This window comes from Halorubrum salsamenti (assembly GCF_007671685.1).
Classification (GTDB): Archaea; Halobacteriota; Halobacteria; order Halobacteriales; family Haloferacaceae; genus Halorubrum; species Halorubrum salsamenti.
This window is the reverse complement of sequence record NZ_VCNL01000001.1, coordinates 103731-117734: the sequence shown is the minus strand read 5'-3', so window position 1 is coordinate 117734 and position 14004 is coordinate 103731. Positions and strand designations below refer to the sequence as shown.

Below are 14004 nucleotides of genomic sequence, written 5' to 3'. Positions count from 1 at the left end.
TGTGTGCCGCGGTCACAAGGAGTTAGCGGTCGCGGCCAGACGGCGGTCCCGTCGCCGCGTCGACCGCGACTCGCCGACGATGACGCCGTACACGCTCCCGTCGATCACGGTGAGGAGGGCGCTGCGATCCCTACTCGAGGATTTATACCGATCGATAAAGCGATTTGTGGGCCGACCCGGATTCCGGCGACCGACTCCGACTCAGGGCGTGATCACGGCCCGCCCGTCGATCTCGCCGTGTTCGAGCTTCTCCGCGACCGCGTTCACGTCGCCGAGGTCGTAGCGGCTGGTGTGGAGGTCGACGTCGTCCTGCTCGACGAGCGCGACCAGTTCCTGTAGCTCCGCGTACCGGCCGACGATGTTGCCGACGAAGGAGAACTCGCCGTTCACCAGCGCCTGCGCCGGCTCGTGGACGTGGCCGCCGTAGCCGATGATGTGGTGGTCGCCGCCGGCGGCGGTGACGTCCGGCGCGTACGCGGTCGTCACGTCCTCGCCGACGAAGTCGAGCACCTGCGCGGCGCCTTTCCCGTCGGTGATCCCGTCGAGTTCCTCGCGGACGTCGGCCTCGCTCGGGTTGATCAGGTGGTCCGCGCCGTACCCCTCCGCGAGGTCGAGGGCGGACTCCTTCAGGTCGATCGCCGTGATGCGGGCCGCACTCATCGCGTCGAGACACTGCAGACCGATGTGGCCGAGCCCGCCGACACCGATGACGACCGCGTGATCGCCCGGGTTGAGGTCGGCGACCGCCTTCTTGGCGGCGTGGTACGCCGTGATCCCGGCGTCGGCGTGGGGCGCGATGTCGATCGGTTCGACGCCGGACGGCAGCGGGATCACCGAGCGCTCGCTGGTGTGGAGGTACTCGGCGAAGCCGCCGTCGGTGGTGAGCCCGTTGAAGACGTCGTTCTCGCAGTACATCGTCTCGCCGAGCCGACACGGACGGCAGGTGCCGCAGGTCTGGACCGGGTGGCAGATCACCGGGTCGCCCTCGGAGACGAGATCTACGTCCTCGCCCGTCTCGACGACCGTTCCGGCGTTCTCGTGGCCGAGCGTCATGGGGAGCTCTTGGGGGACGTACTCCTCCCACATTCCCTCGATGATGTGGTTGTCCGTCTGGCACCAGCCCGCGCCCTCGACCTCGACGATCACGTCGCTCGCGCCGGTCGCGTGGGGGCGGTCAACCTCGTCGATCGTCAGTCCTTCGCTCATGTCGTCGGTGTACTCGTGGAGTCTGGCGGCTTGCATGGGGTATAGTGTCTCGCAGCCTTCATCATAAACGTTCGTTATAGTGGGGTCTTCCCGCGCCGCGGCCGCCCGCGAACGCGACGGTGACGGAGCGAGACCGCCGACCCGACGCGTGAACGGAAAACCGGTGCGTAATTTACCTGAACGATCCTTATAGTTATGCGTTGTCGATTCACACAGTCACCGACCGAAGCCCGTCCGCGGGTCGGAGCGGTCGTCGCGACCGGTGCTTCCCGATCGGGCGTCGCGATCGGTCCGCGGGACGCGACCATCACCCTCGCCGACGTGGTTGCGCGCGGTCGCGTACGCCTCGCGAACGCGCCGAAACGCCTCCTCGTCGCCGCCCTGATCGGGGTGCGTCTCCTTGACGCGCTCGCGGTAGGCGCGTTTCACCTCGGCGGCGTCGGCGTCGGTCGCCACGTCGAGTTCGGCGAAGGCGGCGGCGACGGGGTCGCGTCCGGCCGTGCCAACGCTCCTCCCGCCGCCGCGGGCGGCCCGGCCGCCTCCGCCGACGCGCCCCCTGCTTCCCCCGGTCCGCCCGCCGGTCGTCCGCTCGGGTTCCGGCACGTCGAAGGGGAGGCGTCGACCGAGCCCGCGGCCGGGCATTTCGTGTTCACAGAGAACGGTGTAGATACCCTCGCCCTCCAGTCTGAAGTAGTCGTGCGCGTCGAACGTGACGGCGACCCCGCGCTCGGGGAGGTAGAAGGGAACTGTCACGCTATCGAACGCGTGGTCCTCGCGGAACCGCTCGTCGATCGCCCGCAGGTACTCGCGGATCTCCCGCTGTCGGCGCTCGTCGCCGGTCGCTCCGGAGGCGGCGCCAGCGGCGGTGCCCGCGGGACCGGCGCCCCCTCGCCGCCCGCTCGAGACCGGTCCCACGTACCGGTCTCCGAGGTAGAAGACGAGTGCGACGAGTCCGGAGGCGACGGCGCCGAGCGCGAGGCCTAACACGACCCACGGCGGCAGGAGGCGGATGATCTCGACGACCACGCCCGCAGTTACGGCTCCGAGCGTATCAACCTCTCGGCGGGTTCAGCAGACGATTCAAAGAAGACGCGGCGCGTCGATCGCGGGGTCAGATCATCCCTTTCGCTTCGAGCCCGTCGATGATGTCGTCGACGAGCGCCTCGGGCGTGTCGTAGGGGAACTCCTGTTCGCTGCCGAGCTTCGCGGCCAACTCCATCGCGGTGAGGCTCACGTCGCCGGCCTCAAACTTCGTGGCCGGCCCGTCCGGGAGCGCGGGGACCAGGTCCATCTGGTTCTCGACCGGGAAGTCGGCGCCGCCGAAGGCCTCTAAGAACTGTTCGCGGAGTTCCGCTTTCACGTCTGTCATACACCCACTTCCCGGGAGGGCCCGCAAAAGCGTTGCGGAACAACGATAAACGTATTGATGGTTCTTACATGGCGGACCGGGCGGAGCCGGAGCGATCAGGGAAACTGGGTTCGCGTTCCGGAACCTGCGAAACTTTGTCGATGGGTCGCGAGGAGAGCGTATGTCGTTCGAGTTCGATTACGATCTGCTCCGTGAGTTGACCGAGGCCCGAGGCGTCCCGGGGTACGAGGACGAGGTCCGCGAGATCGTCCGCCGCGAGTTCGCCGACCGCGCCGATCGCGTCCGCACCGACGCGATGGGCAACGTCGTCGCCACGATCGAGGGCGACTCGGAGTACTCGGTCGCGGTCGCGGCCCACATGGACGAGATCGGCTTCATGGTCCGCCACGTCACCGACGAGGGGTTCGTCCAAGTGGACCCGCTCGGCGGGTTCGACGCCCGCGTGCTGCGCGCGCAGCGCGTCACCGTCCACGGCGAGGAGGACCTCACCGGCGTCATCGGCTCCGTCCCGCCGCACACGCTCACGGACGAACAGAAGGAAAAAGAGGACGAGGTCTCGGACGCCTACATCGACGTGGGACGGGACGCCGAGGCGGTCGAGGAACTCGTCGGCGTCGGCGACCTGGTCACCCTCGATCAGACGACGACTCGCATGGGCGACCGGATCACGGGGAAGGCGCTCGACGACCGGATCTGCCTGTTCGCGACGCTCGAAGCCGCCGAGCGGATCGAGGACCCGGACGTGACGGTCCACTTCGCGGCGACCGTTCAGGAGGAAGTCGGACTTCGCGGTGCTCGCGCGCTCGGCGTCGACATCGACCCCGACCTCGCGATCGCCCTCGACGTGACCGTCGCGAACGACGTGCCCCAGATCGACGACGCGGCCGACGCCGTGACGGAACTCGGTGACGGGGCCGCGGTCAAGCTGAAGGACTCCTCGGTGATCACCAGCCCGAAGGTCCACCAGCGGCTCACCGCGGTCGCCGAGGATGAGGGGATCGACCACCAGCACGAGGTGTTGCCCGCGGGCGGCACCGACACCGCCGGGTTCCAGAACACCGCTGGCGCGAAGCCCGTCGGCGCGATCTCGATCCCGACGCGGTACCTCCACACCGTCACCGAGACCGCCGACGGCGACGACGTGGCGGCGACGATCGACCTACTAACGGCCTTCCTGGAGTCGGAGACCGGCGAACACGACTACACGTTATGAACCGATTCGCCGGGAAGACCGCCGTCGTGACGGGCGCCGGATCCGGGATCGGGCGGGCGACGGCGCTCCGCTTCGCCGACGAGGGAGCGAACGTCGTCGCCGCTGACATCGCCGCGGAAGCCGCCCGCGAGACCGTCGACCAGATCGCCGACGCGGGCAGGGACGCCACGTTCGCCGAGGTCGACGTGGCCGACCCGTCGTCCGCCGAGCGGATGGTCGACGTCGCGGTCGAGACGTACGGGAGCCTCGACATCGCGCACAACAACGCCGGCATCCTCACCGACTTCGTCGAGACGACCGAGGTCACCGAGGAGAAGTGGGACCGGCTGGTGGACGTGAACCTCAAGGGGATCTGGACCTGCCTGAAGGCGGAACTTCCCGTGATGAAACGACAGGGCCACGGCGCGGTCGTCAACACCGCCTCGATGGCCGGGCTCGTCGGGATGGGCGGGCTCTCCAGCTACTCGGCCAGCAAACACGGCGTCGTCGGGCTCACGAAGTCGGTCGCGCTGGAGAACGCGAGCCGCGGGATCCGCGTAAACGCGATCGCTCCGGGGCCGACGAAAACGAACATCCAGTCGGGGCTCCTCGGCGGCACCGGCGGCGCCGGACCGGCGTCGTTCCGCGACCGGCTCCGGTCGGCCGCCGCGCTGGTCCGCACCGCGATCCGGACGCTCCGCGCGGATTTCGACACGTCGACCATGCGCGACGTGCCGATGGATCGCATCGCTGACCCGGAAGAAATGGCGGGGGTCGTCGCGTTTCTCTGCTCGTCGGACGCGTCGTATATCACCGGCCACACGATCCCCGTCGACGGGGGACAGGCGGCCGACTGAGGCCCCTTACCGATCGTCGACGGGAACGAACTCCGACGCCTCGGGGCCGGTGTATCGGGCCCGCGGGCGGATGAGGCGGTTGTCCTCCTGGTACTGCACAATGTGAGCGAGCCAGCCGCCGACGCGGCTCATCGCGAAGATAGGGGTGTACATGTCGACCGGAATGCCCAACGAGTCGTAGACGGAGCCGGAGTAGAAGTCGACGTTCGGGGCGATTCCCTTATCGAGCAGTCCCTGATCGGTGAGGTACTCTTCGATCGCGGTGGTGTAGTCGAGCCACTTCGTGTCGCCGGACGACTCCGAGAGGTCGCGAAGCTTCCCTTCGAGGATCTTCGCGCGGGGGTCTTTCACCTTATAAACCCGGTGGCCGAATCCGGGGATGCGCCGCCCCTCCTCGCGGGCGTCTTTCACCCACTGCACGGGGTCCTTATCGGAGGCGTCGACCTCCTGAAGCACCTCCATCACGTCCTGGTTCGCGCCGCCGTGGAGCGGCCCGGAGAGCGCGCCGATCCCGCCGGTGACGCCGGAGTACACGTCCGCCATCGTCGAGCCGATCACTATCGCCGTGAACGTCGAGGCGTTGAACCCGTGGTCGGCGTGGAGCGTCAGCGCCATGTCGAACGTCTCGGCGCTCACGTCGTCGGGCTCGGTCCCGGTGAGCATGTAGAGGAAGTTCGCGGCGTGCGAGAGGTCCGGGTCGGGCGCGACCGGGTCCTCGCCCTGCCGGGCGCGCTCGAAGGCCGCGAGGACCGTCGGGATCTTCGCCGTGATCCGGCGGCCCTTCCGGAGCGTCGCGTCGAGGTCCGCGGGGTCCGCGTCGACCTCGGGCTCGTACGCCGAGAGCATGGAGACCGCGGTCCGCAGCGCGGCCATCGGGCGTTCGCCCGCGTCGGCGAGCGTCCGAACGGCGTCGAGCACGTCGTCGTCGACGGCGCGCTCGGCGGCGAGATCCGCGGCGAAGTCGTCGAGCTCCTCGCGCGTCGGCAGCGAGCCGTGCCACAGGAGGTACAGCACCTCCTCGTAGCTCGCGCCCCGAGCGAGGTCCTCGATGTCGTATCCACGGTACACGAGCTTGCCGACCTCGCCGTCGACGTAGCTCAGATCCGACTCCGCGACGAGGACGCCTTCGAGCCCGCGCTTTAACTCGTCTGACATGCACGGAAGTTCCGACCACCACCAAAAAAGCGTTATCTTTCAGGAGGAATACGCACGACGATCGTCGAAGCGATCCGCGTCGGGCGACGGCGTCGCGGTCAGTCGGTTTACCAGCGCCGCCGCGACGAACCGCGGAGATCCCGCCCGAGACCGGCGTGGGAACGCGACGATCAGCGAGCCGGCACGACCGTCACGGTGCGCTTCCGGTCGATCGCGTCTTCCAGCTCCTCGGCGATCGCGGAGCCGCGGGACACCTGCACCTCACCGCCGCGGCCGACGGTGGCGGTGAAGAGGTACTCGCCGTCCGCGCGCACCTCGACCGTCTCGCCGACGCCGGCGTCGACGTCGATGACGACGTGTCGAGAGGTGATCTCGGGGGTCACGACGGTGCCGCGCTCCTCGCCGACCTGTCCGCCCCGACCGTCTCCCTGTCCGTTCGCGCCGCGCCCGGCGCCGCCCGAACCGCCCCCGCCCGGCTTCTCGTCGTGGGTGCGGACGTCGATCTCGATCCCGAGCCGATTTTCGATGTCGCTGATTCGGCCGCCGCCCTTCCCGATGACGGTGCCGATGTCGCCCTCCGAGACGTACACCACCGCCTCGTCGTTCCCCTTGAGCTCGACGTCGACGTGGCCGTGCGCGACCGACTTGATCTCGCGTTCGATCTCCTGTTTCGCGATCCGACCGACGCCCGTCTCGCTCTCGGCCTCGCCGCCGTCCTCGTTCAGCGGGACCGTGACGACCTGCCGGTTGAACGTGTAGATCTCGTACTCCGGCCGACCCGTCTCGAAGTTCGACACCTGAATCACGGGGCGCGCGAGGTCCTCGGCGGTGAGCCCGGCGGGCACCTTCACCTCCGTCGTCACGTCGTAGACGGTGTGGACCTCGCCGGCCTCGATGTAGACGACGGTGTCGACGATCTGCGGGATCATCCCGAGTTCGACCCGGCCGACGAGCCGCTGGAGCGCGTCGATGGCGCGGGAGGCGTGGACGACGCCGACCATCCCGACGCCGGCCATCCGCATGTCCGAGAACACCTCGAAGTCGTTCGTCTTCCGGACCTCGTCGTAGATGGTGTAGTCTGGGCGGACCAAAAGCAGGGAGTCGGCCGTGTTCTCCATCTCGCCGCCGAGCGCGCCGTACTGGGTGATCTCCGGACCGACCTGCAGGTCCCGCGGCTTCTCCATCGTCTTGACCGCGTAGTCGCTGTCGTTGAGGAACTCCGCGACCGCCTGCGCGAACGTCGACTTCCCGGCGCCGGGCGACCCCGAGATGAGCACGCCGCGCTTCCGCTCTTGGAACCGCTCGCGGAGCTCGTCGGCGAACTCGTAGTCGTCGAGCGTCGTCTTCGCGATCGGTCTCACGGCCGTGATCTCGATCCCGTCCGCGAACGGGGGGCGCCCGACCGCGATCCGGTAGTTCCGGAACTGGACGATGTCCATCCCGTCGTCGGAGAGCTCGATGAACCCCTCGCTGGACTGCCGCGCCAGATCGACGATCGCGGTGGCCCACTCGTCCATCTGCTCCTCGCTCGTCTCCTCGTCGTCGATGACCTCGTACCGCATCTCGCCGAGCGCCCCGCGCTTCGCCTTCGGCTTCGTCCCCGTCTTGAGGTGGACCGACATCGTCTCGTCGGTGAAGAACTGCTGAATCGGAAGCTCGTCGACGACGCCGCGGGCGACCGGCTCGACGTACTCGACGTCGATCCCCTTCGCGCGGGCGACCTCGGCCTGCACGATGTCGCTGGAGAGGAGCGTGGCGTCGCGGTCGGCGGCGATGTCGCGGATCAGCGCGTCCACGTCCCCCTCGTGGGCGTGCGAGCGGGCGTCGCCGTCGGCTCGCTCGCCGACGTACTCCAGCTCGATCGTCCCCTCGTCGGCGAAGTCGGCGAGCCGCTTGAGCTCGCTCAGCCCGTCCCAGCCCGATTCGAGCCCGTCGTTGGCCTGCGACTCCAGCTCGCCGACGACGGCCTCCGGGACGAGCACCGTCGCCGCCGCGTAGGTCCCGTCCTCGACGCGTTCGGACACGCGGCCGTCCACGACCGCACTGGTGTCCGGTACTACGTTCATACCGTGGTTCCGAGCGGGAACCGTATAAGCGTGTTCGACCCGGTCGGCGTCCGAGTCGACGGGAAATCGCTCCGTAGCTCAGTCGTCGGCCGCCGCGACCGCCCCCCGATCGGCCTTCAGCCGCCGGGCGTACTCGGTGAAGTTGTCGAACAGCGGCTTCGCCTCGCAGGCGGCGTCGTAGGCCTCGGGCGTGATCTCGGAGAGCACCGAATCGACGCGGGCGTCGCCGAGCCGCTCGCGTTTCCCCTCCGTGACCTCTCGCGCCGTTTCGAGGTCGTACTCCGGGTGGAACTGCACGCCCCAACAGTGGCCGTCCCGGAACGCGTGGACGCCGTGGTCGTTCTCGGCGAGCAGGGTCGCGCTCGGCGGGAGCTCCACGACCGCGTCGCCGTGGGTCGTGAAGACGGTGAACTCCTCGTCGATCCCCGCGAACAGCTCGTCGTCGCCGCGGTGGCGCACCTCGTTGTACCCGATCTCGAACTCGTCCATCCCGGCGACGCGGCCGCCGAGCGCCTCGGCGACCACTTGGTGGCCGTAACAGACGCCGAGCACCGGGAGACCGGCCTCCGCGGCCTCGGCGACGTAGTCGACGAGCGGCGGGATCCACTCCTCGTCCCAGTAGACGGACGAGCGGGACCCGGTGACCACAACCCCGTCGAACTCGGTGTGGTCGGGGAGGTGGCCGTCGCTGGCCGAGAACTCGACGAGGTCGGCGTCGAGCTCCCGGCGGAAGTTCCGTCGGGTGTTCGCGCCGTCGTGGGCGGCGTTCAGCAGGGCGAACCGGAGGCGTGTCATTGAACGCTTCGAGGCGGGACGGGGCAAAAACGGTTGCGACGGCGGGAAGCGCTACCGGCGTCGGCGAGCGGCGAGTTCGGTCGGCTGGAAATCCCGCTCACTCCGAGAAGGGGTCCGCGGCGTGTTCCGCGAGCCAGCCGACGAGGGCGTCGTTGACCGCGGCGGACGCCTCCACGCCGACGAGGTGACGCGCGTCCGCGACCGAGTGGAGCTCCCCGCGCGGGAGCCCCTCGGCGAGTCCCTCCGCGGCCGGTTTCGGACAGACGGTGTCCTCGGTCCCGTGGACGACGAGGGTCGGCGTCGTGAGCTCGTACAGCCGGTCCGAGACGTCGAACTCCTCGACCGCGGCGCGGTGGGCCTCGAACGCCTCGCGGCCGGCGTCCTCGCCGAGCCGCCACTCGACGATCCGCGAGAGCACGTCGGGGTGCGTCTCCCGGAACGACTCCGAGAGGAGCCCGTTCAGCGATCCCTTCACCGCCGCCGGCGTCGACGGATCGGCCCACACGCCGTCGGGGTTGTAGGCGTCGCCCGCCGGCGGCGTCCCGATGACCGAGAGACTCGCCGGACGCGACGAGGCGAGCGCGTACGCGAGCGCGACCATCCCGCCGAGCCCGTACCCGACGAGGTGCGCGTTCCGGACCCCCTCCGCGGCGCACACCGCGTCCACGTCGCTCGCGAGCGCTTCGACGGTATACGGTCCCGGCGGCGCATCGGACCGACCGACACCCCGCGTCTCGGGCGTGATCACCGTGTGCGGGCCGGCGAGCGCGGCGTGTTGCCAGCCGAACTGCCACGCGCCGAGCCCCACGTCGCCGCAGAACACGACCGCCTCGTCGGGGTCGCCGACGTCGGGAGCGTCGACCTCGTACCGGATCTCGACGCCGGCGTTGTTCGCGTGGGGCATGGAGAACTCGCTGGGAAGGGGTCAGGCCTCTTGGAGGGTGCGAAGGACGTCCGGCGCCGCGTCGAGGGCGTCGTCGAGCGCGTCCGCGTCCGGACCGCCGCCCTGCGCGAAGTCCGGCGGGCCGCCGCCCCCGCCGCCGACGCGCCCGGCGAGCTCCGAGACGACCTGCCCGGCGTTCACGTCGACGCCGTCCGGGACGCCGACCACGAAGCTCGCGGAGCCGCCCGCCCCGCTGCCGACGACCGCCACCTTCCCGTCGTCGACGTGGGCGTTCGCCGTCGCGCGCAGCTCGTCTGCGTCGCCGTCGAGCCGCTGGATCACCGCGGTGACGCCGCCGACGTCGACCTCCTCGGCGTCGGCGCCGCCGGAGGCGCGCGCCGCCGCGAGCTCCTCTTTGAGCGACTCGATCTCCTTGCCCCGCGCCTTCCACTCGTCGAAGAACCGCTCGGCCGTCTCGGGCACGTCGAGCGGGTCGACGTCGAGCGCGTCGGCCGCGTCGTACAGCGCGTCTTCGGTGCGCTGGGTCGCCTCGATCGCCGCGCCGCCCGCGGCGAACACGATCCGCTCGACGCCGTCTTGGACGGGCTCCGTCTTCAATACCTTCACCGCGCCGATCTCGCCGGTTCGCTCGACGTGGGTGCCGGCGCAGGCCTGCACGTCGGCGTCGCCGACGTGGATCAGCCGGACGTTCGTTCCCGGCGGGACGCCGCCCTGATACAAGTCGAAGCCGTGCTCGGCCTCCGCCTCGTTGCGGTCGGGCCACTCCTGCCGGACCGGCACGTCGTCGCGGACGAGGTCGTTGGCGACGCGTTCGATCTCCCGGACCTGTTCGCGGGTGATCCGCTCGAAGTGGCGGACGTCGAGCCGGGAGGAGTCGATCCCCTTCTGTGCGCCCGCCTGCCGGACGTGATCGCCGAGCACCTCGCGGGCCGCGTGGCCGATCAGGTGCGTCGCGGTGTGGTGCGCGCGGAGCCGGTCGCGGCGGTCGCCGTCGACCTGTCCCTTGACGAACTCTCCCTTACCCGGGTCGGCGTCCGTCCGGTGGAGTACGACGCCGTCGCGCTCCTGTACGTCGACCACGTCGACGGTCGTCTCGCCGGCCGTGAGCTGCCCGCGGTCGGCCGGCTGTCCGCCGCCCTCCGGGTAGAACATCGTCTGGTCCAACACCACGTCGTACCCCTCCTCGCGCTCGAACACGTCGAGGACGACCGCCTCGAACTCGGTGCGCCCCTGGTCGTCGTAGAACAGCTTCTCCGTCGCCGGGAGATCGTCGAAGCGGTCGTCTCGCTCGGCGTGGGCCTCCTCGCCGTCCTCCTCCTCGTGGCGATCGGCGACGAGCGCGTAGAAGTCGTCCGGCACGTCGACGGTCGCGCCGCGCTCCTCGGCGATGTCGGCGACCATGTCCGGCTGGATCCCGTGGGAGTCGTACAGCTCCAGCAGCGCCTCCGTCGGGATCGGATCGCCCGTGCCGGCGTACTCGTCGGCGAGCGACTCCACCTTGCGGGAGCCGCGTTCGAGCGTCTTCCGGTACTTCCGCTCCTCGGTGCGGACGATCTCGCGGATCGTGTCGCGGTTCTCGTAGCCGAGCCGCTCGGCCTGCATGTCGACCAGTTCGTCGAGCGGGGCGTCGACCCCGACCTCGTCGACGAGCCGCTTCGTGCGCCGCAGCACCATCCGCGCGAGGTAGCCCGTCCCGACGTTCGAGGGGACGATCCCGTCGCCGAACATGTACGCGAGCGTCCGCGAGTGGTCGGCGATCGCGTAGATCGATTCGAGCGGCTCGACCAGCTCGCGCAGGCGATCGACATCGACGTCGAGCCGATCGGCTATCTCGCCGCGAGCGGCCTCCACGTCGTCGACGTCGTCGATGTCGAGCCGGCCGGAGAGCTTCGCGGCGCGGTGGACGAGCTTCCGTTCTTCCTCCGTGCGTTCGATCCCCGCGTTCTCCTTGAGGAAGTCGATCGCGTCGGGATAGATCGCCTCGTACACCGTCGCCGTCCCCTGGCTCATCCACGTCCACCGCTCGAGCCCGTACCCGGTGTCGACGATGTACGTGTCCATGAACGAGTACGTGTGCCCGTCCTTCATCTCGTAGTCGCCGTCGGGGTCCCGCTCCATGCACATGAAGACGAGCGTCGCCAGCTCGGCGCCTTTATAAATAACCTCGATCGCGGGACCGGCGTTGCCCCCGCCGACCCACGGGTCCTCGATATAGGTGATCTCTTCGAGGTCCGCGCCGAGGCTCTCGAACAGCTCGTCGCAGTACTCGACCGTCTCGTCTTTCCAGTACACCTCGCCGTGGTAGGCGTACTCGTCCTCGTCGACCTCCTCGCGCGTGTTGAACGCGTGGTGGGCCATCATCTCGAAGGCCATCGTGTGTCGGCCCGTCTTGCCGACGTTGTCGATATCCTGCATCCGGATGCAGGGCTGCGAGATGGTGAGGGGATTCGCCGGCGGCGGCGTCTGCCCCGACGTGACGAGCGGCTGGAAGTCGTAGATCGACGCCTGCGTCAGGAGCACGTCGTCGCGCCAGCGGTTCGCCGCGACCGGGTACGGGTCGACCCGCTCGTGGCCGTGCTCCTCGAAGAACGAGAGGAACGCCTCTCGCATCTCCGAGAGCGAGTGCGCCTCCGGGAAGCCCGGGTCGTCGATGAAGCTGTAGTCCTCGCAGGGCGGCTCGCCGCACAGTTCGCGGTCGGCGTCGCGGGTCCAGAAGTGCGCGCCGCAGGAGGGACACTCCTTCCGCTCGAACCCCTCCTCTTCGAAGTAGTCGAGACGGTACTCCGCTTCGAGATCGCTCATTACTGGAACGTGACCCGTGTTCCTCCAAAAGGGTTCCGGGGTGCCTCGCGTCCCCGCCGCGAGCGTTCAGCGAGTCCTCGCCGTCTTCTCAACTGGCCGGTTCCAGATTCCGGAGAAACCGACGACGGAAGGTGAATTTATCCGCGCTCCGGACATGTATCGATATAGTGAACACTGGGCCGAGCGGGCGGTCGTCCGTTCTCGTCCTCGCCGGAAACGCGGACGAGGCGGCCGACGTTGCCGAGGCGTTGGATAGCGCCGCTCCCGCGTCGGTCGACGACGCGGAGGCTCGTTCCCGTGTCGTCGACGACCTCGCGGCGGCGGACGTGGCCGTCGTCCTCGACGTCGACGGGCTCGACGCGGTCCGCGGTCGCGAGGGAGCGTTCCGCGTGGTCGCGCTCGTCGACGACCCCGCCGCGCCGCCGGCGACCGACTCCCTCGTCGACGCGGTCGCGACCACGCCGGCGGACCTCGACGCGACGCTCCGCTGGCTCGCGGCCAGGGAGGAGCGGGAAGTCGACCGCAGCGACGAGGCGCTGCGAGCCGAACGCGATCGCCTGCTCGCGCTGTTCTCGAACGTCCCTGACCCGGCGATCGCCTACGACTACGTCGACGGCGAACCGATCGTTCACCGCGTCAACGACGCGTTCGAGGAAACGTTCGGCTACGACGCGGAGACCGTGGTCGACGAGTCCGTCGACGACTTCATCGTTCCCCCCACGGACGAGGCCGAAGCCGAGGCCGCGGAACTCAACGACCGTCTCCAGCGCGGCGAGAACGTCAGACGAGAGGTCACCCGCGAGACCGCTGACGGGATCGGACACTTCATCCTCCACGTCGTGCCGATTCGGCTCGACGCCGAGAACGTCTCCGGGTACGCCATCTACACCGACGTGACGGAGCGTCGCGAGCGCGAGGCGGCGCTGGAACGACAGAACGGGCGGCTCGACGAGTTCGCGAGCATCGTCTCCCACGACCTCCGGAACCCGCTCTCCGTCGCGAAGGGGTACGTCGATCTCGCGACAGAGACCGACGAGACGGCCCAGCTCGAGAAGGCCGCTGGGGCGCTGAACCGCATGGACGAACTCGTCGGTGACTTGCTCTCGCTGGCTCGACAGGGGGAGTCAGTCGGCGAGACGGAACCCGTCTCCATCGAAGCGCTCGCGAGGGACGCGTGGGAGAGCGTCGACACCGGCGGCGTCGAGCTCGTCGTCGACGGCGACGTGACGGTCGACGCGAACGCGACCCGGACGCGAGAGCTACTTGAGAACGTGTTCCGGAACAGTGTCGAGCACGGCTCGACTTGCAGTCGGGCGGAGCCCGACGACAGCGTGGATCGCGGCCGACAGTCGCCGGACGACGACGGCGACCCCCTCACCGTGCGCGTCGGCGATGCGGCATTCCGCGGCGATGACGGGGCAGCGGGAAGGGGCTTTTTCGTCGAAGACGACGGTCGCGGGCTCCCCGAGGAGGGCGATCGCCTGTTCGAGAGCGGGTTCACGACCGCGGAGAACGGCACCGGCCTCGGGCTCGCGATCACGAAACGGATCGCCGACGCACACGGCTGGGAGGTCCGCGCGCTGACCGGCGAGTCCGGCGGCGCGCGGTTCGAGTTCAAAACCTCGTGAGCGCACCGGACCGAGCCGGTCCGAAACGAC

The 14004-nt window shown here is 69.3% G+C and carries 11 protein-coding genes; 3 read left to right on the top strand and 8 right to left on the bottom strand.

The window, feature by feature from the left end; translation table 11 throughout:
- Window positions 1–201: 201 nt before the first annotated feature.
- From FGL94_RS00600 to FGL94_RS00590, 3 genes are all read right to left on the bottom strand, one after another.
- Entirely contained in the window at window positions 202–1242 is a 1041-nt protein-coding gene (locus tag FGL94_RS00600) for an NAD(P)-dependent alcohol dehydrogenase (protein ID WP_144919951.1), read from the bottom strand.
- Between the two features lie 180 nt (window positions 1243–1422).
- Window positions 1423–2232 (bottom strand): J domain-containing protein, encoded by an 810-nt coding sequence (locus FGL94_RS00595; protein ID WP_144919949.1) that lies wholly within the window; start codon window positions 2230–2232, stop codon window positions 1423–1425.
- An 85-nt stretch (window positions 2233–2317) separates the two neighbouring features.
- The gene (locus FGL94_RS00590; protein ID WP_144919947.1) at window positions 2318–2575 is read right to left on the bottom strand and encodes an MTH865 family protein; all 258 of its coding nucleotides are present in this window, start codon (window positions 2573–2575) and stop codon (window positions 2318–2320) included.
- Window positions 2576–2735: 160 nt separating this feature from the next.
- Here FGL94_RS00590 and FGL94_RS00585 point away from each other — a divergent pair, with 160 nt between their 5' ends.
- Complete coding sequence (locus tag FGL94_RS00585; RefSeq protein WP_144919945.1) at window positions 2736–3788, top strand: M42 family metallopeptidase; 1053 nt, start codon at window positions 2736–2738, stop codon at window positions 3786–3788.
- Window positions 3785–4624: an SDR family NAD(P)-dependent oxidoreductase gene (locus tag FGL94_RS00580; protein ID WP_144919943.1), complete on the top strand. Its 840-nt coding sequence runs from the start codon at window positions 3785–3787 to the stop codon at window positions 4622–4624. Before FGL94_RS00585 ends, FGL94_RS00580 begins: the two co-directional genes overlap by 4 nt.
- 6 nt (window positions 4625–4630) lie before the next feature.
- Here FGL94_RS00580 and citZ read toward each other — a convergent pair whose 3' ends face one another.
- From citZ to alaS, 5 genes are all read right to left on the bottom strand, one after another.
- Window positions 4631–5779 (bottom strand): citrate synthase, encoded by a 1149-nt coding sequence (citZ, locus tag FGL94_RS00575; protein ID WP_144919941.1) that lies wholly within the window; start codon window positions 5777–5779, stop codon window positions 4631–4633.
- A 170-nt stretch (window positions 5780–5949) separates the two neighbouring features.
- A complete protein-coding gene (locus FGL94_RS00570; protein WP_144919939.1) occupies window positions 5950–7845 on the bottom strand; it encodes a PINc/VapC family ATPase in 1896 nt (631 codons plus the stop codon).
- A gap of 78 nt (window positions 7846–7923) precedes the next feature.
- A complete protein-coding gene (locus FGL94_RS00565; RefSeq protein ID WP_144919937.1) occupies window positions 7924–8640 on the bottom strand; it encodes a type 1 glutamine amidotransferase in 717 nt (238 codons plus the stop codon).
- A 97-nt stretch (window positions 8641–8737) separates the two neighbouring features.
- Complete coding sequence (locus FGL94_RS00560; protein WP_144919935.1) at window positions 8738–9544, bottom strand: alpha/beta fold hydrolase; 807 nt, start codon at window positions 9542–9544, stop codon at window positions 8738–8740.
- Window positions 9545–9565: 21 nt separating this feature from the next.
- Window positions 9566–12346 (bottom strand): alanine--tRNA ligase, encoded by a 2781-nt coding sequence (gene alaS, locus FGL94_RS00555; RefSeq protein WP_144919933.1) that lies wholly within the window; start codon window positions 12344–12346, stop codon window positions 9566–9568.
- Window positions 12347–12513: 167 nt separating this feature from the next.
- Between alaS and FGL94_RS00550 the strand changes: the two genes are divergently transcribed.
- Window positions 12514–13974, top strand: coding sequence for a PAS domain-containing sensor histidine kinase (locus FGL94_RS00550; protein WP_144919931.1), 1461 nt, complete (start codon window positions 12514–12516; stop codon window positions 13972–13974).
- The last annotated feature ends 30 nt before the right edge of the window (window positions 13975–14004 follow it).